Raw genomic sequence first — 21,625 nt, forward strand, 5'->3', positions numbered from 1 at the left:
CACTTTCAATAAAATTATCTTTTTTGTATAAATTTTAAAAACTCATCGTATTGTCGTATATAATCGGATTCATCGTATAACTTTGAAGCTAAGACCAATAAAACCGCACCATCAGTAAAATCAAACATTTCTCTCCAAATGGCATTGGAAATATATAATCCCTTGTCTGGTCTATCTAATGTAACAGTTTTACGCTCAATACCATCATCTAATAATACTTTACACCTCCCATGAACACAAATAAGAACCTGCTCTAATGACTTATGTGCATGTTTTCCTCTAATGACATTATCCTTGGTATCAAATATGTAATATACTCTCTTAATATTAAAAGGTATATCATTATATTCCTCTAAAGCTATTAGCCCCCCCCTACTATCTCCGTGAATCTTAAATTTCAATAATTTCACTTTTTTATAATCAGTCATTTTTTTCATTCTCCTCAGTTATATTGAATTTACCAGTTTCCATAAAAAAATCAAGACAACTAAAATTGTATCTTATACTGAGTATCTGGCGCATGGCATCATCATTCAGATAATCCCAAATTTTTTCACAACCTACTTCGTGAATAGATCTTATAGATTGTTTCATGAGCAAGAAAGCTTTTTCAATCTCAAAACATTTTTTATCATTCATCGATGCAATAGAAAATTGATTAGGGAAGATTTCATGAAGCTGCCCCCAGGACATGTTATCCAATATATTTTCATAAATCATCCTCATTTCAAATGCCACACGGCCATCGTTATTTTTAGATGAAATATTATTAGAATGCCTTCGATATTTTATTAATCGCTTATTAATAATTGGCATATCATATTTTTTTGATAAATTTAACCAACATATGAAATCCTGAAGTTGTAATGATGGAAAAAGAAATGGATCCTTTTCTTCAAGAATATCCTTTTGAAAAAATGCCGTAGGCGCACAAAAATAATTTCCTTTTTCAAATAACCTTTTGAACACTTCGCCCTTTAAGCAAGGCTGTTTCGTAAAAAATACAGGAAAATCTTCATCTGGAATAATATTCCCCTCCCCATCAATTATTGTAGGAAGGCCAAAGCAAATCTTATGACCAAATGAATTTACAAACTCATATTGAACCTGTAATCGCTCTGGTAAAGAAATGTCATCTCCTGACATTAATGCAATCCATTTTCCCTCCGCTAATGTAATTCCAACATTAGAAGCACTACTTGGTCCTTCATTTTGCTTAAATACCTTTTTTATTCTAGAATCTGAGTATTGGTCAATTTTTCTTCTTGTACTGTCTATTGAGCCATCATCAACGATAATTAATTCAAAATCATTAAATGATTGGTTTAAAATACTATCTATTGCTTTTTTTATGAATTTTTCTTGGTTATAAGTTGTTAAAACAACAGATATCTCTGGTAACATCTAACTATTTTCCTCCAATCTATCCAGTAGTTTTTCTAGTTTGGGAATATCAATGACAAAATCATCATGTAAATCTTCACGATGATATGCTCGGTGTCCAAAAAACTCAATTAAACGAATATTACAAATATCAGCCAATTGACTCCATAAATCGACATTACGCCCATTATATATTTGCGGTAATTCTTGTGGATGATTTGAAAAAAGAACAACATATACAGAATTTTTCGGAGAAAGAATCATATTTGTCATAGTAGCCCCAGTAGGTGATATAACTATCTTAGCTTGAGCAAAAATTGTCTGTTGATATTCAAATGATACTCCTGCTAAATCGATGACCTCATAGCCTCTTTTCAGCATGCAAATCTCAATTTGCTCCTCGTTTAAAACTTTTCGATATGTTCCACTTCTCCGCGTTAAATAGATTTTCCGGAATGGAGTCAAGGAATTCGTTGAGAGTTGTAATAATTTTTTGACTTTTTTTATATAAATTGGATTGAGTATGATATCAGTACCTATTTTTGTAGCTCCATGATATCTGTCTAATATTCGCGATAAATCCGAAGGTAAGATAAGCTCTTTCACTTTATACATTTCATTTTCTTCTAATTCAATTATTTGCCTATTATTTTTCAATTTGGATAATAGCACATGTAATGCACATTTAAAATTATAATGAACTTTTTTAGGTATCAATAAAGGAAAATCCTTATAAAAATTCCCATGTTCTAGTGCGAAGATAACCATCGGCAAAGTTTCATTTAACCAATGAAAATAGTTGTTGTCATGATCACATGATATTAATATGCCTTTGTCTATTACATTGTTCTTTTTTTCAGTGACATTAAACAATAGTCCCTTTGTTTCCTCATTGTCATATACTCTTTCTAATATTTGCCACCTTTTTACACCATAGTCTGAAGAAGTAAATTCGAATAATTCATCATGAAATATTATATTATCCGTGTATATATAACGTGATCCACCTATAACACTAACATCTTGATAAAAGTTTATATATTCTTTAGGATAATTAAAAGAACTGTTAATCGGTCCATTATGATTGTTATTTTTCTGGTATAATGTTTTCCCGTGATTATATGCAGAATCGATTTTAACAACTTTTTTCTTCATTTGACTGATATATACAGATTCTTTAGTCAACACTTCAAATAAATCCACGGCTTCTGTTATATTATTTTTGTTTAGATTTTCCCTTATTTTATTTAATTGTATCCGACACTCTTGGTTTTCAAAGACAGATGGATTAATAAACACGGAATCTCCTACATATAAGGACTCTGCCAAAATTGGAGAACATATTTTTCCTTCTTTTATCCCGATATTTACATAATATTCCAATGATGTTTGGCCTTTAGGTATAGATTGAGAATATTTTTTATAAACAAAGAATGTATCAAAGAGAGGATGGGGAATTCGATATTCTTTATCTCCAAACAATATAAAATGAATAAACGGATTAATAAAAGTACAATTTATATCTGGATATTTAGATGTATAAAATTTACAGTCGAAAAGAGGACAAGGAGATAATCCTTCTTTATATCCATGTCTTACAAAGTGCCATAATGGTTTATCAATGTGAAAAAGATCTTCTCTTTGACATCTATAATAATTATTATCAAACAAGTTCGTTAATTTAATAATATAATATGCTACCACTTCCGAAAACAAAGTAAGATGCATCTTATGAAAAAATTTAAATAATGAATAAAGTGCATATTGTCTCAACTAATTCACCCCAAGCTTTAAACAGTTATTGAATTACTAATTAATTTATTTTCTTATACAGTCCAATCAACTCCTCAGCCTGTTCCTTGTAACTCCTAATATCTCCGTAATTTTGAGTCTTATAATTAATATATTTACTAGGATTTTGTAAAACTTCTTCAATGGCATTTTTCAAGGCTTCTAAATTTCCTCTAGGAACGATTATGCCATTTTCTCCGTCTACAACAGCTTCAGCAGGGCCACCACAATCACTGACAATAACAAAGCAATCAGAACTAATAGCTTCTCTAACAGTAAGTCCAAAACTTTCATACCCAAGTGAGGGGAATAATAATACATCTACATTTTTATAGAGCTGTTTCATTCGTTCTCTATTTTGACGACCTAAAATTTTAATCCGATTTTTAGGCCATTTCGTTTTTGGCGATCCAGATGGCATAAGAAGAACAAGTTCCCAATCATAGCCTAACAATTCCATTAGAGCTTTGTAAATTAGGTTAAACCCTTTTACTTCAGCTTCTCCTGCTACAAATAGGAATCGTAATTTATTTCGTTTTGATTTTGTAGATTTACCACTAAATTCTTCAATTCCATTTTTATTCACTACAAATTGAAATTCAGGATATAATTTTGTCATTTGTTCAGATGCATAAAACGATGGTACATATAGTTGAGAAGCTAACTTTAACATTTCATAAAGATAATTTCTTCTAGTCGCTATCCAATCAGCTTCAAAATGACAATGTTCTTCACATATGTCAACAGAAGTACCATCCTTTATGCAATGCTCACCATTTTCGTTAACCATAAAAAGTTTCGGGCAAAAAGACCAACTATCATGTAGCGTCATCACATAGGGGATATGTTTTTTAATGCAAATTTTGCTCAATCCATAACCAAATCCTTGAACCGCATGAAAGTGTACAATATCTGGTTTTATTGTTTCAACTACATCATCAAAACACCGGGAGATCACTGAATTTTCTATAGCTGTACCTTCTTCAACTTGAGATGCACAGGAATACACTGTAACCCCTTCATATTCGTATTTTCTCAAAGCTCCAATGCCAGCTATATCTATAGAGTGAGTAGTAAACACAGTTACATCCAAATTACTGTTATCAAGTTTTGCCATTTCCTTCGCAAGATTCTCCACAACTACTGTTGCTCCACCAATCGATGTCACCCCATAATATAAATTAACTTGGAGAACTTTAAGTTTATTTTCAGATTTCACCAAAGGGCATTCATGTTTCAATAAATTCTGAAAGATATTTTTTTGCTGGTCAAGCCCATAAAGATTTTGGCATCTTTCAAAAGCTTTTTGTGCAATCTTTTTTCTTAAATCACTATCCAAAATTAACTGTCTAATTTTTGCATACCATTCTTCTTCTGTCGAGGCTAAAAAGCCATTTTCCCCATCTTCAATTGCATGACGAAATTCATATATATCAGAAGCAACTGAGGGAATATTCAATATTGATGCTTCTATATATTTAATATTACTTTTACATTCATTAAAAAAGGTATGAGTAAGGGGCATCAATGCAATATCATACTGACTAATTTCATTAAAATAATTTTTTGAAGATAATCTCGATATACGATGAATCTGCTTTTTATACGTATCAAAAATAGGATTTAATTCTAATTGTCCAATAATATACAATTCTACATTTTTATAATCATGCAAAATTTTAGCAACTGGACGAGTAATTACTTCAAAATCAGCATCATGAGTCTTGCTGCCAGCCCCATAAAAAATTCGAATTTTATTCGTAAAGGGTCTTATTTTTTGATTTTTGCGGATGTCAAGAATTTCTTTAGCTAAACCATTAGGAAGTACGTACGAATTCTTCTGTAATTGCATTTTATCATATACTTTTTTTAATGCCTCTGTACTTGCTAAAAAAATATCTGCATGAATTATTGCTTGCCGATACAATTGAGCTCCATTCAAAAGTTCTTTTAACTCATGGTTCAATTTCATGTTAGACTGTTTTAAATATTTTTCATATAATGGAGCATCAAATATAAGATCATCAACATCATAGATTTTTTTTATATTTAATCGGTTAGCTTCACTATAGTATTCTTTTACAATTTCAAAGAAAGGGACTCTATAAAAAATAACAAAATCTGCCAATTGCATATATTTAATAGACTCAACACTATTTTGCCATGAAGTAACGAAAACTGTATATCCTAAAGATTCTAAAATTTCTTTTTTGATATCAACACGATACATTCTGCATTGAGGAATTGATAACTCAGCAATAATAACAGCTACTGCATGCTGCGATGGTGTACAAACTGCTGGCCATTTTATATTATTATTAGTATTTAATAAATTTATATTATTACGATGCTTCCATTTTTTTGCGAGTTTACCTGCATGATAAAGGGCATTAAAAGAAATGATAATAAGTTTACGAATTTTCGTTCGCGGCCCTGATAAAAATACTATTAATGCAGTCACAGCTTGTGGATTATAAATAGATAACTTTTTTATTTTTTTGATTTTCTCAAACATTAGAAGCTCCTTATCAATTATCCAATACTAGAAAGATAATGATTTACTGCTATTTCACTATCTCCTACAAACATTAAATGCCCCTTGTTAATCCAGGCAGCATGACGACAGATTTTTTTTACCATTGATTCATCATGGGAAACTAAAATGACAGTCGTTCCTCCACTCATCATTTCTTCCATTCTTTTTGAACACTTTTCCTGAAAAGCATGGTCTCCAACAGATAAAATTTCATCAACAATCAAGATGTCCGGTTTTACCAATGTAGCAATGGAAAATCCCAGTCGTGCCATCATACCACTTGAATAATTTTTTACAGGTACATCTTCAAAATCTCTTAATTCACTAAAATCCATAATTTCATCATATTTTTCTTCCATCATTCTTTTGCTATATCCGAGAATAGCCCCGTTCAGGAATACATTTTCTCTACCACTGAGATCCATATCAAATCCAGCCCCTAATTCAATGAGGGGAGCAAGACTACCATTTAATGTTACGGTGCCGCAAGTAGGCGTCAATACACCACTAATAATTTTTAATAAGGTACTTTTACCACTGCCGTTTGACCCAATCAGAGCAAACGAATCTCCTTTGGGGATAGTTAGAGAAATATCTTTTAACGCCCAAAATTCATCGAACGATACACCCTTCCCTTTTAATTTTCTAACAACCCATTCTTTTATATTATCCACGCGTTCTTTTGCTAAGTTAAAGCGCATAGATATATCTTTTATTTCTACTGCATTTTCCATGATTATCCTCACTTAAATCAAATATAAAGTATAAAATTCTTTTGGTGCTTTTCAAAAACCCACATGCCAACTGCTAAGAATCCAATTGAACAGGCAATACATAGTAAATTTTCTTCCCATGTTGGCCATCTCCCGTAAAGCAATATGTCTCTTAGAAATTCAATATAATCATACAATGGGTTAAAAATCATCCATGACTTTAACCATTCTGGTAAAATAGATGTGGGATAAAAAATAGGTGTCAAAAAGTTCAATGCGGATAAAAACACCCCGTACAGATGTTTAATATCTCGGAAATATACAACCGACACGGCTAATATTAAGCTGACGCCTAATGAGAAAATCAACATATATAAGAAAACTACAGGTAATAAAATCAACGTAATATGGAAACTTGTACTGGTAACTATCATGACAATAAACAATGCCAATAATGAAAACAGCAACGTTGTAAACGTGGATAATACTCTGGATAAAGGAAAAATATATTTAGGAAGGTATACTTTTTTTATAAGTGCAGCTCCACTTAATATAGAATCCATCGCCATCGTCGTTGATTCACTATAAAAATTAAATAATAATTGCCCAGTCAATAAATATACGGGATAATTAGGAATATCAAAACGGAAAACTGTAGAAAATACGACAGTTAATACCAGCATCATTAATAACGGGTTTAATACACTCCATAAATAGCCCAGAACAGACCGACGATATTTGATTTTTAAATCACGAATCACTAGTTCCTCTAACAGCCATTTATATTTAAATAAATTATTTTTCAAAATCCAGTTCATAATCCACCTCAACCATTAATTGTACATTTCCCATATTTTCCATTATGAGCATCATGAAAAGCAAAAAAAATATATCTTAGTTTTTTCCATTTATCTTTTTCAAAAAAAAGAACCTTGATAAATTCTTTAATAATATATTTACAATAAGCATGTTTTAGAAACGGATATTTTCTCATTACATATATTAGGTTACGAAAAATATAATATTTTCGTACCGGACTATGATTCAAAACAGCAAACTGATACGCACCTACATGATACCATTTCGTATTTCCCAACTGATGATGCATGTAGATATCAAAAAAAGTAATAATCTTCTGCTTTTTTACTCTGGCACGATAGGCAAATTCACTATCAACCTGGTCAATAAATAAATTCTCATCAAACATACCTAAAGCAATAGCTTTATCAACATTGAGTACAGATCCCGATGTGATGTAATATGTAATAATTTGATTTTCTAATTTAGATTTGTCTAAAGGGCCATAGTTAATGGCATAGGAAATAATCGTATTGATAGCGCTTTCGGATTCTCTGATCCTTTTTACATAAGCAGATATATTATTTTGCGTAAACGAACTATCCTGATCCATCGTCAATAAAAACGTATATCCATCAGACTGCGCTTTTGTCAGTGCATAATTCAGGGCGTATGCAATCCCTTTGTTTTCGCAAAATGCAATGTATTGTATTTTAGGCTCACTTTTTAATAGGGCGATAATCGATGAGTCGGGACATTCTGTATTATCTATAACGTACAGCTTCTCCACTGATGAGATATAACTTTGAATATTATGCCATACATCAGCATCTGGATGATATAAAATGACGACACCTGCTAACTTTACATTCATAATTCCCTTTCTATTCTTTAAACTATTGTGATGATTGAATTTTTCGTAAAAAAAGTGAAAAAATAAATGACGGAATAAATGGTAAAAGCAATTCTAGTTTTGTCGTAGAAGGAGCCCAATCTTTTCTTTTCCATAAATAACTGGCATTTTTCCATGTTGGACGCTGAAAATAGGAGATACGAACCTCACTCCATCTTTTATATGGCTGAAGTCGCTTATCTCCGGCAAAATACCGTGATACTAACTCTATAAACTGTCGATATGGTATGATGTATTTCTCAAGATATTCTGCTTTAGAATGGATTCTCGCCAAAGGTTTTGACTGATTCCCTTCATAAACTCTGTAATTCATTAACGGTCTATCTGAAATTCTAATTTTTCCCAATAGTGCTGCAAATGAAGCAAGCCACCAATCATGAAAAAAGAATCGGGGAAATGGAATTGCTTTCCTCGCTATTTCTGTCTTCATCATCATAGTGCATCCTGTAATAAAATTTTTAGCTAAAAGATGTGCTATCATATCAGGCCCAGAGTATAAAATTTGTCGTGGGCGAATTTTAGTTATACTATTAGATACGACCTTTGAATTTTCATCTATAACATACATATCGCTACACGCTAATGTGACATTTTCATCATCAAATAAATGCAACAAAACAGATAACTTTTCTGGCAACCACACATCATCCTGATCACAGTATGCAATATAAGGCGTTTTAGCTAGTATTGTCAATTTTTCGAAAACTTTATTTGACCCCAAATTTTGTGAACCATGATATATTCTGAACGGAATATCCTTCAAATATTGAAAAAACAAAAAATCATAGTCGTACTCATCATTAGGGTCGTCATTCCAAGCATATACTTGAAAATGTTTATATGTTTGTGCAGCAATAGATGACAGTTCTTCTTTTAACCACTCTATATTAGGTCTGTATATTGCCATAGCCACTGTAACCAAAATCGAATCCGACACGTTCATTGCTCCTTTAATATAACACTAGTACATCCCGCTTTTACCTAATTGATAGCCTAAAAATTTTAAAAAAGTGTGAAATAATGCATTGGGTAATAATTTAATTTGATTTTGAGAAATCAACATATACATCTCCGATTTAACAAAGCGCATTCCCTCACCTGAAATTCTTCCATAAGAATCAAACACGGTATGGTTCTGGCGATGTAATCTGCCTATAAAAATACTACGTTTAAATTCTTCTCTCAATGTCAAATAATGTGAATGATAAACGCATGCGTCTTTATTATAATATACCGCATAGTCCATATGAATAATTTTATCAGCCATTAATGTATCTTCCCCAAAAGATACATTCTGGAAATTACCCGCAGCTAACAATGTATTCCTATTGTATGCCGCAAAAGAATCTGAACAAAAAATAGTTTTAATTCCTAATACAGGGATATCAGCTTTTGTCTTCATTTGGCTGTGTGCTGGATAGTTAAATAATCTTGCGTGATTCCCAATGGCGCCTGCTTCGGGAGTTGGAAGTTGCCTTCCATAAGTAACGCCAATATTCTGATTTTCCATTAAGGGCTTACACAATTGAATGATGGAATCGTTCGAAGCCGGAATAGCATCCTGAGTCATGAAAACGATATACTCGGCAGTCGACTGTTCAGCGGCCATGCGCCGCGTTTTTCCATGTCCAAAATCTTTTTTATTGATGATCTGTACGCGGAAACCAGCATTTCTAGCAACCTGTACAGTTTGATCACTAGAAGAAGAGTCAATAATCAAAACATCATTGGGCGTAATGCCAACCTGCTGCTTTAGCATCTCAGCCACTTGATAAAACTTTTTACCACCATTATAAGTAGGAATCACTACTTCAATTTTTCTTTTACTTATCATCACATCAGTCTCCATATGTTAAATGCATTCTATATTTCGATATGAAAAGACTCTTTATTTTACCATATTTTTTGCTTTTTTGCTACGTAACTATTCTGCAAGTCCCCGGCCAAGAGAGGTTATTTTCACATGCTGGCGGCTTTCTGGAATGTCGTTGTCAGTTTGAGTTTGTTGCCACACACCGGTATCTGATTCCGAGGCGGCCTGCGGCCTGCGAAATCAAGAGCAATCTCTCCGGCCCTTCGGGCCACCTCTAGCTCGGCTCTCCGTTTTGGCAACCGCCATGCGCTTCCCTGTGGTCAGCACCTGACGGACCAAAAAGGGCCTATGAGGAGAGGCTTAAGGATTTCTTTGTAGGGGAGGCTTATCGTTAATACGCTCCTTTGTGTTTCAGGACGACGGCGATGGTGCGCCAGATTAGGACGATGTCGAACCAGACGTTCCAGTTGCGGACATACCAGGTATCCATTTGGACGCGTTCTTCATAGGTCGTATCGCTGCGGCCGCTGGTCTGCCACATGCCGGTGACGCCAGGGCGGACCATGTAGAAATCCTTGATATACGGGCCGTATTTCGGGACTTCATCCTGGATGATGGGCCGTGGCCCGACGAGGCTCATTTCGCCTTTGAGGACGTTGAACAGCTGCGGCAATTCGTCTAAGCTGGTCTTGCGCAGGAAGGCCCCGCTCTTGGTGATGCGCGGGTCATTTTTCAGTTTGAATTCCGTTTCCCATTCTTTCCGGGCCTGTGGGTCCCGTGCCAAGAGTTCTTTCAGTTTGACGTCGGCATCGACACACATGCTGCGGAATTTATAGCAGTTGAATTCTTTGCCGTTCCGGCCGACGCGGCGGTGCTTAAAGATGATAGGCCCGGGCGAGTCTTTATAGATCCACAGTGCGATGGCCAAAAAGAACGGCGAAAGACAGATAATCCCCAGGCTGGTACAGATGACATCAAAGACGCGTTTAACAGCCCGATTGTACCAGAGAGCCAGGTTGTTTCGGAAGCTGAAGGAAACGATATGGCCGTCGATGAGGCTTTCCGTATCGAGCGTCGCCAACGGCAAGCTGCCCATATCGGGGATAAAGGCGACTTTCTTGACCAAGGGCTGGACGCGATAGACGATGTCCTGGACAGCGTCGTTACTGAGGCCCGGTGCAATGACCATGACGTGCTGGACACCGGTCTGGCGGATGACATCTTCGGCATCTTCAAAACGGCCTAAATGCGGCATCATGGCCGCTACCTTCACTTCTGGCGTATAGTCTTCCAGATAGCCGATGAAATCATAGCTGACGCCCGTATCGTGCTTAAAATAATCCAATACGATGGCTGCTGTCTTACCGGCTCCCATGATGAGGACCGGCAGCTGGAGCAGTTTGAAATGCCCCAGGATATGTTTGACGATGTATCGTTCGGCTATCAAGAAAAAGAAAGAGGTCAACCACAATAAGGCCACAAAGAGCCGCGACGTCGAAGCTGCCGTCTGGGCGATGTAGATGAAAAAAATCAGTAAGGCTACGGCATAAAAGACAGATTTAAAAAGGCCGGAAATGACCTGCCAGAACTGCATACGCCGCGTATACAAATGATGTAGTTGTAAAAAAAGGATGTATACGACCGGCACGATGACATGGATACTGAGCCAGGAAAGATGAAAATGCGTTTCGGGAACGAGAAAATCCCGCAGTCCATAAGATGTATACTCGGCCAGCCAGATAGCGATATAATCGGCAATAACTAAAACAATTGGCAGGAGCTCATTACTGTATTTATTTTTAATAGAAATAGACCCTTTCGTCGATAGCGTCTCCAAAACAGCTCCTCCTCTGATTCTCCCCTGATAATAGGGTCATAGTAAAAGGGCTTGTCAAACGATGACAAGCCCTTTTTTACGTCGTTAGCTAAAAGAAATAGGGATCTTGCCCAAAGGCAGAAAATGGCATATAAGCCACTCTTCCCATGCAGACATCTACGATTTTAATTATAACGAAAATTTAAATATCTGTCCACTTTTCCAACGTTCCAGGTGATATAGACTTCCCCAAAGAGATAGTCAATCCTTTCTATTGCATAAGACTCACATATTCTTGAAATTCGGCATATTCATCTTTATTTCTGATATACGAGCGTTTGAAAGCTGCAAACGCCGCGCTTCGTTTCAATCGAACAACCACTCTTCGTTTATTAGTTTCCGATTTATTTTCTTGATAACGCTTCAATTCATTGAAAAATATATTCATTTCTCGCTGTAAGGCTTTCATTCGCTGGGCTGACTTGATAACCCTCATCCCGGTATTTCTTAAATTAAATACTTCATCAACTAGTTGAGCTGTCATTTGCGTTTCTTCATGGTCATCTAAAGGCTTGACATCTATATTATCTTCAGTATAAAGAAATTGAATATGCAATTCCGGGTCTTCCTGACAACAATTAATAATCTTGCCATCATATTTTCTTTGATTTTTGATGCTATTGCAATGACCACAGCTCCAAAAAAGGTTATCCCAATCAAATTTCAAATCAAGATTTCCTTTATGAGGGATCAAGTGTTCAATTTCAGGGTCTTGTAACCCTTTCAATTCACAAATATAGCATTTATCATGAAAATCAGTCTTCAATTGTTCTACGACATCTTCTCCACGATACGAGCCGTTTTCGCCCTTCAATTTTTCAACTTTTAAAGAAGCTGGTGCCACCGGAGATTTATCACATTTTACCATTGTACTTACTCCTTCTGCGATAATTCCAATTTGAGCTTTTTATAATCTGCCATAAAATCTAACCCAAGATAGTCAGGAATTTCATCAAGATAATATTCCAAATTAGCAATTTCTTCATAATCATCATCGGTTAGTTCCTGTTTGCAAGCCAGTTGTTTATATCTTTCATATTTTTTCTGTAGCTCATCAGAAAGTACCGAAGCTTTGAAATAGCCTTCTACAATTCCATCATAAGGAATATTTGAAAGGCCTTCTGGAGTATTAACCAGCATATGATTTGCCAAATCATAAATAACGGTATTCTCGATAGAATTCAAAATGAACGGAGAGTGTGTCGTCACGATGAACTGGATATTGGGGAAAATGCCCGTCAATATCGGCATAATTTTTTTCTGTAGCTCTAAATGCAGATGTGCTTCGATTTCATCAATCAAGACGACGCCTTCCAAACCATAACGTTTTCCCGCTTTCTTTTCCATCCGCATCATCAAATCAACGACGATATCTAAAACGGCTGCATAGCCACTGGAAAGAGTGTCGAAGGTAAACGGTTCTCTGCCAGGCACGACGATATGAAATTCAAAGGTTTCAATGTCAAAGTCCAGATGAGCTTGCGGCGCATCAAATATGATTTGTAAAACGTGGTCAAATCGTTGAAACCATTCTTTGATTTCTTCAGCTCTTTCTTTTTGCCCACCAACTTCCGCCATGGCCCCTACTGTTTTCAAATTCAAAATGTATTTTACGAACTCCTGGCCTGGATGTTCCTGGATAGTATACCTTTCCTTTAAATCCACTTTGGATACATTTTTCTCATTATGTGCGGTATATCCTCGTTCCGCTTCATAATAGGCAAAAATGTATTTGCCCATGTATACCCTGGACTGCATACTCTCCTTGTCGTTAAACTGAGCAGTAACGCCTTGATAAAAACGATTGATATACTCTTGAGATTTCTTTAATTCTTCTGAAACCATTTTGTACTGAGAATCTAGAGGCATTAATGATTTAATTTTCTGCTGGTTCTCCAACATGCGCCTATTTTGCCAATTAAATTCATTAACAGTACCACTATCTTCTGTATATATAGACAAATAGGCCTTCAACGCTTCCATGACACTGGTTTTGCCACTGCCATTTTTCCCGGTCAGAATCAGGTGTTTGCAAGTCGTTTCTGATAATGGAATGGTGATATTCTGTAAGTGCCGTACTTTATCAATATGTATTTGTGTAATAAAATGTTGGTTCATAAAATCATCTCCATTAGGTCTGTGATGGATGCAGTCACTGGTTCTGTAGCGGGTCGCCCACGTGGCGACCCCTACGACAGCCCCGAGCGGGGCTATTTTTACGAGCCAAGGGGTACTCGAGGCAATGTGGTCAGTTTGAGTTTGTCGCCGCGCAGCAGCATCCGTAGGGGCCGTCCCACAGGGCGGCCCGCTACGCGCTGAGGGTTACTCGAGGCGTCGTTGTCAGTTTGAGTCTGTTGCCGCGCCGCGGCATCTGATTCCGCGGCGGCCTGCGAACTGCAACCTGCGGACTGCGAAAACACAAGCAACCTCTCCGTTCCTTCGGGCCACCTCTAGCTCGGCTCTCCGTTTTGGCAACCGCCCTACGCTTTCCTATGGTCAGCACCTGACGGGCCAAAAAGGGCCTATGAGGAGAGGCTTAAGGCTCCCTTTATAGGGGAGCTGGCAGCTCTGCTGACTGAGAGGTGGCTTATTTAGCGTTCGAGCCATTCTTTGAATTCGGCTTCGCTGATGATGGGGGTCCCCAGTTTCTTGGCTTTTTCGTATTTGCTGCCCGGGTCGGCTCCGACGACGACGAGGGTCGTCTTTTTGGTGACCGATGACGTGCATTTACCGCCTCGTGCTTCAACGGCCTGTTCGGCTTCTTTGCGGCTGAACATCTGCAATTTGCCGGTGAGGACGACGATTTCGCCATCAAAGGTCGTATTGATGAGTGTTTTCTTTTCTGCCGTCATATCGACGCCGTGAGCGCGTAGTTTTTCGATAAGGGCCTGGTTCTTGGCGTCGCTGAAGTAGGCTACGATGCTGTCGGCAATGCGCGGTCCGATGTCGTCGATGGCCGTCAGGTCGTCGGCATTGGCTTTCATGAGGGCGTCGACGGAACCGAAGGATTCGGCCAGGACGCGGCCGGCTTTGGCGCCGACGAAGCGGATGCCCAGGGCAAAGAGGACCCGGGCCAAGCCGACGGATTTGCTCGTTTCGATGGCTTTGAGCAGGTTGTCTGCCGATTTGTCGCCAAAGCCTTCGAGGTCGACCAGTTCTTCTTTAGTCAGGCCGTAGATGTCGGCTACGTCGTGGATCAGATGCTGTGCCAGGAGCTGCTGGACGATGGCGTCGCCCAGGCCGTCGATGTTCATGGCATCGCGGGAGACGAAATGGGCGATTTTTTCACCGATGACGGCCGGGCAATCCGGATTGGTACAGCGCCAGGCCGCTTCCCCATCGCGGCGGACGACAGGGCTGCCGCAGGCAGGACAAGTCGTCGGCATGGCGAAGACTTTTTCCGAGCCGTCGCGCAGTTCCGGCAGGGAGCGGACGACTTCGGGGATGATTTCGCCGGCCTTCTGGATGACGACAGTATCGCCTATGCGGATGTCTTTTTCTTTGATGTAATCCTCATTGTGCAGCGTCGCCCGTTTGACTGTCGTCCCGGCCAGGTGGACCGGTTCGAGGTCGGCTGCCGGCGTCAGGACGCCCGTCCGGCCGAGGCTGACGGAAATGTCCAGGACTTTCGTCCGCGCCTGTTCGGGCGGGAATTTATAGGCAATGGCCCAGCGGGGAATCTTGACAGTATTGCCCAAGCGGGCCTGCTGGGCGAAGGAGTTGACTTTGACGACCATGCCGTCCGTCGCATAAGGCAGGCTGTCGCGGCGGTCGTCCCAACTGTGGATGAAGGCGATGACTTCTTCGATGTTCGTGAACTTGCGGTATTCCGGATTGACCTGGAAATGGAACTGGGCCAAATCCTGGAGCAGTTCTTCCTGGCTCTCGATGGTGATGCCGCTGTTTCCGCCCAAGGCGTAGGCAAAGAAAGCCAGTTTGCGCTGGGCCGTAATACGCGGGTCGAGCTGGCGCAGTGAGCCGGCGGCGGCGTTGCGGGGATTGGCAAAGGGTTCCAGTTCGTCATCGCGGCGCTGCTGGTTCAAGGCTTCAAACGACGTGATGGGCATGTAGACTTCGCCGCGGATCTCGATGTGCGGCGAATCGCTGGCGATGTGCAGGGGAATGGTGCGGATGGTCCGGACGTTGTTGGTAATGTCTTCGCCGACGACGCCGTCGCCGCGGGTGACGCCGCGGATGAACTGGCCCTGTTCATAAATGAGGTTGACTGCCAGGCCGTCTATTTTCAGTTCGACGACGTATTCCAAATCTTCACCGCCCAGGTCATCGCGGACGCGCTGGTCGAATTCCCGCAATTCGTCGTCGCTGAAGACGTCGCCCAGGCTGAGCATGGGCCGGTCATGGGTATATTTTTCAAAGCCGCCGGAAATCTTGGAGCCTACGCGCTGCGTCGGCGAATCGGGCGTGACCCAGTCGGGGTGGGCTTTTTCGATGTTTTCCAGTTCCCGGTACATCATATCGTATTCATAATCAGTCACTGTCGGCTTGTCGAGGGTGTAATATTGATAACTCAATTCATCTATTTTTTTCCGCAGCTCCAAGAGCCGCGCTTTTTCAGTATCCATGGGTTTCTCCTTCATTCATGAAAATCGTTTCCATTCGTCCTGCAAAGAATCTCATCACAAGTTCTGTGGCGGGTCGCCCACGTGGCGACCCCTACGAAGGCCCGGCCAGGGCATTTTTACGAGCCGAGAGCTCTCCGAAGCGGCCTGCAAAAGTGCAAGCAACCTCTCCGGCCCTTCGGGCCACCTCCAGCTCAGCTCTCCGTTTTGGCAACCGTCTTGTTCTTCCCTGCGGTCAGCACCTGACGGGCCAAAAAGGGCCTAATATGGGAGGCTTAGGCGCCCTACTGTATTTTCTCTAAGGGGGCGTATTTCACGACGACTTGGCGGACGCCTTTGGTCGGGAATTGGATTTTCATCTGCATGTTCGGGCCTTCGCCGATGACGTCGAGGACGGTGCCGATGCCCCAGATCTTATGGCGGACTTTATCGCCTTTGGCGAAGGTATCGGTAACGGCGTGTTTCTTGGGCAGGCTCGACGCGACGGGCTTGGTCAGGATGGAAACGCGCTGTTTCCCCGGGACTGCCGTCGTCCGGCTCTGGGGCATGGCGCTCTTGCGATGGTAGTCTTCCATGAACTGCGGTGGGATTTCGGCCAGGAAACGGCTGGGCATATAGGCCGAGATGCGGCCGTACATGGTCCGCGTGACGGCATTGGTCACGTAGAGCTGCCGTTCAGCCCGGGTAATGCCGACATAGGCCAGGCGCCGTTCTTCTTCGACCTGCGCCGGGTCCATCAGGGTCCGGCTGTGCGGGAACAGCCCTTCGTCGAGGCCGGTCAGGAAGACGACCGGGAATTCCAGGCCCTTGGCGGCATGGAGGGTCATAAGGGTGACTTTAGAGTCACTGCTTTCAAAATCATCGACATCGCTGACGAGGGCGACGTTTTCCAGGAAGTCCTGGAGGTTGCCTTCGGGATTGCTGTCCATGTAGTCTTTGGCGACGGACAGGAATTCGCCGACGTTTTCCTTGCGGCTTTCGCCCTGCGGGTCGTGTTCCGCTTCTTTATCGAGCATGTCGCCGTAACCGGTCTGTTTGATGACCGTTTCAATGAGGCTCAGGACGTCTTTGCCTTCGATGTCGTTGAGGAGGTCGAAAATCATGGCAGCGAAGTTTTCCAGCGATGCCTTGGCCCGTTTGGTGACGGGGATCTCATCGGTCGACGACAGGGCTTCAAACAAGGAAATCCCCTGTGCTTCGGCATAGGCTGCGACGTGTTCCATCGTCGTCGCCCCGATGTTGCGCTTGGGCACGTTGATGATGCGCGTCAGGCTCAGGCTGTCTTCCGGGTTATAGAGCAGGCGCAGGTAGGCCAGGACGTCTTTGATTTCCTTGCGGTCATAGAACTTGGTGCCGCCGACCATGGTATAGGGAATGGCATAGCGCATGAGCTTTTCTTCAAGGACACGGGACTGGGCGTTGGTCCGGAAGAGGATGGCCATGTCGCCATACGGTTCGTGGCTGATTTCATGGCGGTTGTAGATGACGCCGGCGATATAATCGGCTTCGTCGTGTTCCGTCTGGGCCTGGTAATGGATGATCTTGTTCCCCGTCGGGTTTTCTGTCCACAGGGTCTTCTTGGGCCGGCTTTCGTTATTGTCGATGACGGCATTGGCCGCATGGAGGATAGTCTTCGTCGAGCGGTAGTTCTGTTCCAGTTTGATTGACGCCGCATCGGGATAGTCCCGCGTGAAGTCGATGATGTTGCGGATATCGGCACCGCGCCAGGCGTAAATACTCTGGTCGGCATCGCCGACGACGCAGATATTGCGCCAGCGGGCGGCCAGTATCTTGGTCAGGGCATACTGGGCATGGTTCGTATCCTGATATTCGTCGACCAGGATATATTGGAACCGGGACTGGTATTTTTCCCGGACTTCCTCGTTTTCCTGCAAGAGGCGCACGGCCAGGAACAGGAGGTCGTCGAAATCGACGGCATTGTTTTCCCGCAATTTTTCCTGATACAGAGCGTAGACGTCGGCGACTTTCTGTTCGTAGAAATCGGAGGCTTTCGCCGCAAAGGCCTTGGCATCCATGAGGACGTTCTTAGCCGATGAAATGGTCCCCAACACGGAGCGCGGCGTGAACTGCTTGTCGTCGAGGTTGAGTTTTTTCAGGCAGTCCTTGACCAGGACCAACTGGTCCGACGAATCGTAGATGGTGAAATTGCGCGTATAACCGTGGAAGCCATCGACTTCAAAGCGCAGCAGCTTGGCGCAGAACGAGTGGAACGTACTCAGCCAGATGCTGTCGGCCTGGGCACCGACGAGGTTGGTCACGCGTTCCTTCATTTCCTTGGCGGCCTTGTTGGTAAAGGTAATGGCCAGGATGCGGTACGGCGCGACGCCTAATTCCAGGAGATGGGCAATGCGGCAGGTCAGGACTTTGGTCTTGCCCGATCCGGCACCGGCCGTGATCAGCAGCGGCCCTTCGGTACGCTTGACGGCCTCGCACTGGCGGTCATTGAGGGTATCAAAAATAGGATTCATGCATTCTTCCCCTTTATAGATAAAAAGGCCCACACCGTGTCGATGGGGCCTCTGAAAATCATCACTTATTTCATTGCCGAAAGGATAGGCGGAATGACCTGTTTCTTACGGCTCATGACCTTGGGCAGGTAGACTTCCTTATCGAGGACGTCCTTGCCGAAGGCACTGCTGACGACGTCGTCCATATTGCCGGCGAAGATGAGGTTCGTCGATTCGTCGATGATGCTGGTGATCATCAGGAAGGAAGCGGCGTAATCGTGTTCAGCGCGCAATTTTTCCAAGGCGTTGAGCAGGACCTGTTTCTGGTCGAGGAGGTCTGTCGTATCCATGACCTGGACCTGGGCAACGGTGAAGGTCGTATTGCCGCTGGAGAATTCTTTCATGTCGTTGTGGACGATCTGATCCGGCGTCAAATCGGAGACGTTGGCACCGGCTTTGAGCATTTCCATGCCGTATTTTTCGACGTCTACACCGGCGATGTTGGCCAATTTTTCGGCAGCTTCGCGGTCAGCCGGCGTGCAGGTCGGCGAACGGAAGAGGACCGTATCGGAAATGACGGCCGACAAGAGCAGGCCGGCAATGTCTTTGGGGATGTCGACCTTAGCCTGTTCATACAAGCCCGTTACGATGGTTGCCGTGCAGCCGACGGGTTTGAAGAGGATGGAGATAGGACCGGCCGTTTCCAAGGTACCGCCGATGCGGTGATGGTCGATGACGCCGACGATAGATGCTTCGTCGATGCCGTCGATGATCTGTTTCTTTTCGTTGTGGTCGACGAGGATGACCTGCTGTTTTTCGACAGCAGCGACACAGTCTGCACAGATCATGCCGACGTATTTGCCGTTTTCGACGACAGCATATTTGCCATCAGCCGGGATGTCGTGACCGTTATCGGTCGGTTTGAAGAACAGTTCCGGATCGTGAGCCAAGGCTTTGACCGTGCTCAATTCTTCACCCATGACGGTCTTGACGAATTCATCGGCGAGCTGGCCTTTTTCGATGACGCCGACGAACTGGCCGTTATCGGCAACGGGAGCGACATCGCTTTCGTGGGATGCGAACCATTTGGCAGCATCTTTCAGGCTGGCACTGACCGGAAGGGCTTCGACTTCCGTGTGGACAGCTTCGCTGACTTTGACGTAGAAGTCCTTGACCAGCGGTTGCGGAGCAACGTGGAAATAATTCAGGGCAAAAGCCGTTTCCTTATTCGGTTCGCCAGCGCGGATCGGCGTAGCGTCGATACCCTGTAACTGTTTTAATTTTGCATAGGCAATGGAAGAACAAATGGAGTCCGTGTCCGGGCTCTTATGACCGGTAACAAAAATCTGTTTTGCCACGATAATCACCTCATTGAAAAGTATATGTATGTTTCTATATCCCTAACATTATATCATAGACAAAGGATGAAGGCTAGTGCAGGGCGTCGGCTCCCTTGAGAAGGGGAGCTGGCCACAGGCCTGAGGGGTTCTTCACAAGTTCATAAGTGTCCCCCTAATGGCTGACGGCTGATGGCTAATCCCTATTCGTCAAGCCCAGGCGCTGGAGCATGGCCATGTCTTCGGCGATGGTCGAGCCCGACGTGGTCAGCATGTTGCCCGTAATCGAGGCCGACGCGCCGTGGAGCAGGGCTGTGGCCCCGTTTTCCGGCAGGAGTTTGCGGCCGGCAGCCAGGCGGATGTTGGCTTCAGGATTGATGAAGCGGAAGAAGGCGATGGTCCGCAGGACATCGCGGCCGTCGAGTTGGGGCCGATGTTCCAGGGGCGTGCCGGGAATGGGCATGAGGGCGTTGACGGGAATGGACTGGATGCCCAGTTCGGCCAGGCTGATGGCCATGTCCAGACGGTCTTCCCAGGTTTCCCCCATGCCGATGATGCCGCCGGAACAGACGCAGAGCCCTTCTTTCTGAGCGGCCTTGATGGTGTGGATGCGGTCGTCATAAGTGTGGGTCGTGCAGATGTATGGGAAGAAACGCCGCGACGTTTCGATATTATGGTGATAACTGGTAACGCCCGTTTCGTGGAGGCGGTGCAGCTGTTCCGGCGTCAGAAGGCCGTGAGACGCACAGAGGTCGATGTGCAGCGTCTGCTTCATCGTGCGGTACGTATCCAGGGCTTTTTCAAAATCCGCCCCTGTCAGAGCCCGGCCCGACGTGACGATGGCAAAGCGGTTGGCGCCGGCATCCTGGTTGGCCTTGGCGTTGGCCAGGATTTCTTCTTTCGCCAGGAAGCCGTATTCTTCGCAGCCCGTATGGTGGCAGGCCGACTGGGCACAGTATTTGCAGTCTTCCCCACAGCGGCCGCTGCGGCCGTTGATGATGGTGCAGAAATCAATATGATTGCCACAAAAATGGCGCTGTAAGGCGCCGGCTCCCTGCTGTAATTCTTCCAAAGGTGCTTCCAGGAAAATCGACAAATCATCACCGCGGCGGATGCGGTATCCTTGTATAATTTTATCTGTCAGTGCTGCTATCGTATTCATTGTCAACCCACTCCCTATTTTTATTGTGAACTATGGGATTATTATACTCGCTGCGGCGATTGCAGTCAACTTTATTTCGTTTGTATCAAGGTTAACAATATGAGTGCACGATATCCTGAATCGCAGGACGATTCATTTCGGGGAATCCCACAAAGGGAAAATATAGGTATACACAATCATTCAGAGGCGGGCTCGCCACGTGCGAGCCCCTACAGGTGGAATGTTTATGAGGCTAAGAACCCCTCAGTCAGCTGC

Annotated in this window: 16 protein-coding genes; all 16 read right to left on the reverse strand. The window is 42.8% G+C overall.

Annotated elements, in window-relative coordinates:
• Positions 1-14: 14 nt before the first annotated feature.
• Positions 15-428 carry a sugar 3,4-ketoisomerase gene (locus ACFCTO_RS04685; RefSeq protein WP_302485103.1) on the reverse strand — a complete coding sequence of 138 codons (414 nt, stop codon included), beginning with the start codon at positions 426-428 and terminating at the stop codon, positions 15-17.
• On the reverse strand, positions 421-1,404 hold the full coding sequence (locus ACFCTO_RS04690) for a glycosyltransferase family 2 protein (protein WP_302485104.1): 984 nt from the start codon (positions 1,402-1,404) through the stop codon (positions 421-423). The genes ACFCTO_RS04685 and ACFCTO_RS04690 overlap by 8 nt, the downstream gene beginning before the upstream one ends.
• Positions 1,405-3,156, reverse strand: a complete 1,752-nt coding sequence (locus tag ACFCTO_RS04695) for a glycosyltransferase family 61 protein (protein ID WP_303148820.1) — start codon at positions 3,154-3,156, stop codon at positions 1,405-1,407. It abuts the gene before it with no gap.
• A 40-nt stretch (positions 3,157-3,196) separates the two neighbouring features.
• Positions 3,197-5,689, reverse strand: a complete 2,493-nt coding sequence (locus ACFCTO_RS04700; protein WP_303148817.1) for a glycosyltransferase family 4 protein — start codon at positions 5,687-5,689, stop codon at positions 3,197-3,199.
• Between the two features lie 17 nt (positions 5,690-5,706).
• Entirely contained in the window at positions 5,707-6,444 is a 738-nt protein-coding gene (locus ACFCTO_RS04705; RefSeq protein WP_302485107.1) for an ABC transporter ATP-binding protein, read from the reverse strand.
• 17 nt (positions 6,445-6,461) lie between these two features.
• Complete coding sequence (locus tag ACFCTO_RS04710) at positions 6,462-7,241, reverse strand: ABC transporter permease (protein ID WP_302485108.1); 780 nt, start codon at positions 7,239-7,241, stop codon at positions 6,462-6,464.
• Between the two features lie 8 nt (positions 7,242-7,249).
• On the reverse strand, positions 7,250-8,095 hold the full coding sequence (locus tag ACFCTO_RS04715) for a glycosyltransferase (protein WP_303148811.1): 846 nt from the start codon (positions 8,093-8,095) through the stop codon (positions 7,250-7,252).
• Positions 8,096-8,117: 22 nt separating this feature from the next.
• Positions 8,118-9,071 carry a glycosyltransferase gene (locus ACFCTO_RS04720; RefSeq protein WP_499876460.1) on the reverse strand — a complete coding sequence of 318 codons (954 nt, stop codon included), beginning with the start codon at positions 9,069-9,071 and terminating at the stop codon, positions 8,118-8,120.
• A gap of 24 nt (positions 9,072-9,095) precedes the next feature.
• The gene (locus tag ACFCTO_RS04725) at positions 9,096-9,968 is read right to left on the reverse strand and encodes a glycosyltransferase family 2 protein (protein WP_302485111.1); all 873 of its coding nucleotides are present in this window, start codon (positions 9,966-9,968) and stop codon (positions 9,096-9,098) included.
• A gap of 370 nt (positions 9,969-10,338) precedes the next feature.
• The gene (gene wbaP, locus ACFCTO_RS04730) at positions 10,339-11,784 is read right to left on the reverse strand and encodes an undecaprenyl-phosphate galactose phosphotransferase WbaP (protein WP_499876461.1); all 1,446 of its coding nucleotides are present in this window, start codon (positions 11,782-11,784) and stop codon (positions 10,339-10,341) included.
• A gap of 250 nt (positions 11,785-12,034) precedes the next feature.
• Positions 12,035-12,691 (reverse strand): HNH endonuclease, encoded by a 657-nt coding sequence (locus ACFCTO_RS04735; RefSeq protein ID WP_302485113.1) that lies wholly within the window; start codon positions 12,689-12,691, stop codon positions 12,035-12,037.
• 5 nt (positions 12,692-12,696) lie between these two features.
• Positions 12,697-13,941, reverse strand: a complete 1,245-nt coding sequence (locus ACFCTO_RS04740) for an AAA family ATPase (protein ID WP_302485114.1) — start codon at positions 13,939-13,941, stop codon at positions 12,697-12,699.
• A gap of 473 nt (positions 13,942-14,414) precedes the next feature.
• The gene (ligA, locus tag ACFCTO_RS04745) at positions 14,415-16,406 is read right to left on the reverse strand and encodes an NAD-dependent DNA ligase LigA (RefSeq protein ID WP_499876462.1); all 1,992 of its coding nucleotides are present in this window, start codon (positions 16,404-16,406) and stop codon (positions 14,415-14,417) included.
• 281 nt (positions 16,407-16,687) lie between these two features.
• A complete protein-coding gene (gene pcrA / locus ACFCTO_RS04750) occupies positions 16,688-18,892 on the reverse strand; it encodes a DNA helicase PcrA (protein ID WP_499876463.1) in 2,205 nt (734 codons plus the stop codon).
• 65 nt (positions 18,893-18,957) lie between these two features.
• Positions 18,958-20,229: a manganese-dependent inorganic pyrophosphatase gene (locus ACFCTO_RS04755; protein ID WP_020724006.1), complete on the reverse strand. Its 1,272-nt coding sequence runs from the start codon at positions 20,227-20,229 to the stop codon at positions 18,958-18,960.
• 175 nt (positions 20,230-20,404) lie between these two features.
• On the reverse strand, positions 20,405-21,370 hold the full coding sequence (bioB, locus tag ACFCTO_RS04760) for a biotin synthase BioB (RefSeq protein ID WP_499876464.1): 966 nt from the start codon (positions 21,368-21,370) through the stop codon (positions 20,405-20,407).
• Between the last annotated feature and the right edge of the window lie 255 nt (positions 21,371-21,625).

It is taken from the genome of Megasphaera indica (assembly GCF_046614755.1).
Classification (GTDB): Bacteria; Bacillota; Negativicutes; order Veillonellales; family Megasphaeraceae; genus Megasphaera; species Megasphaera intestinihominis.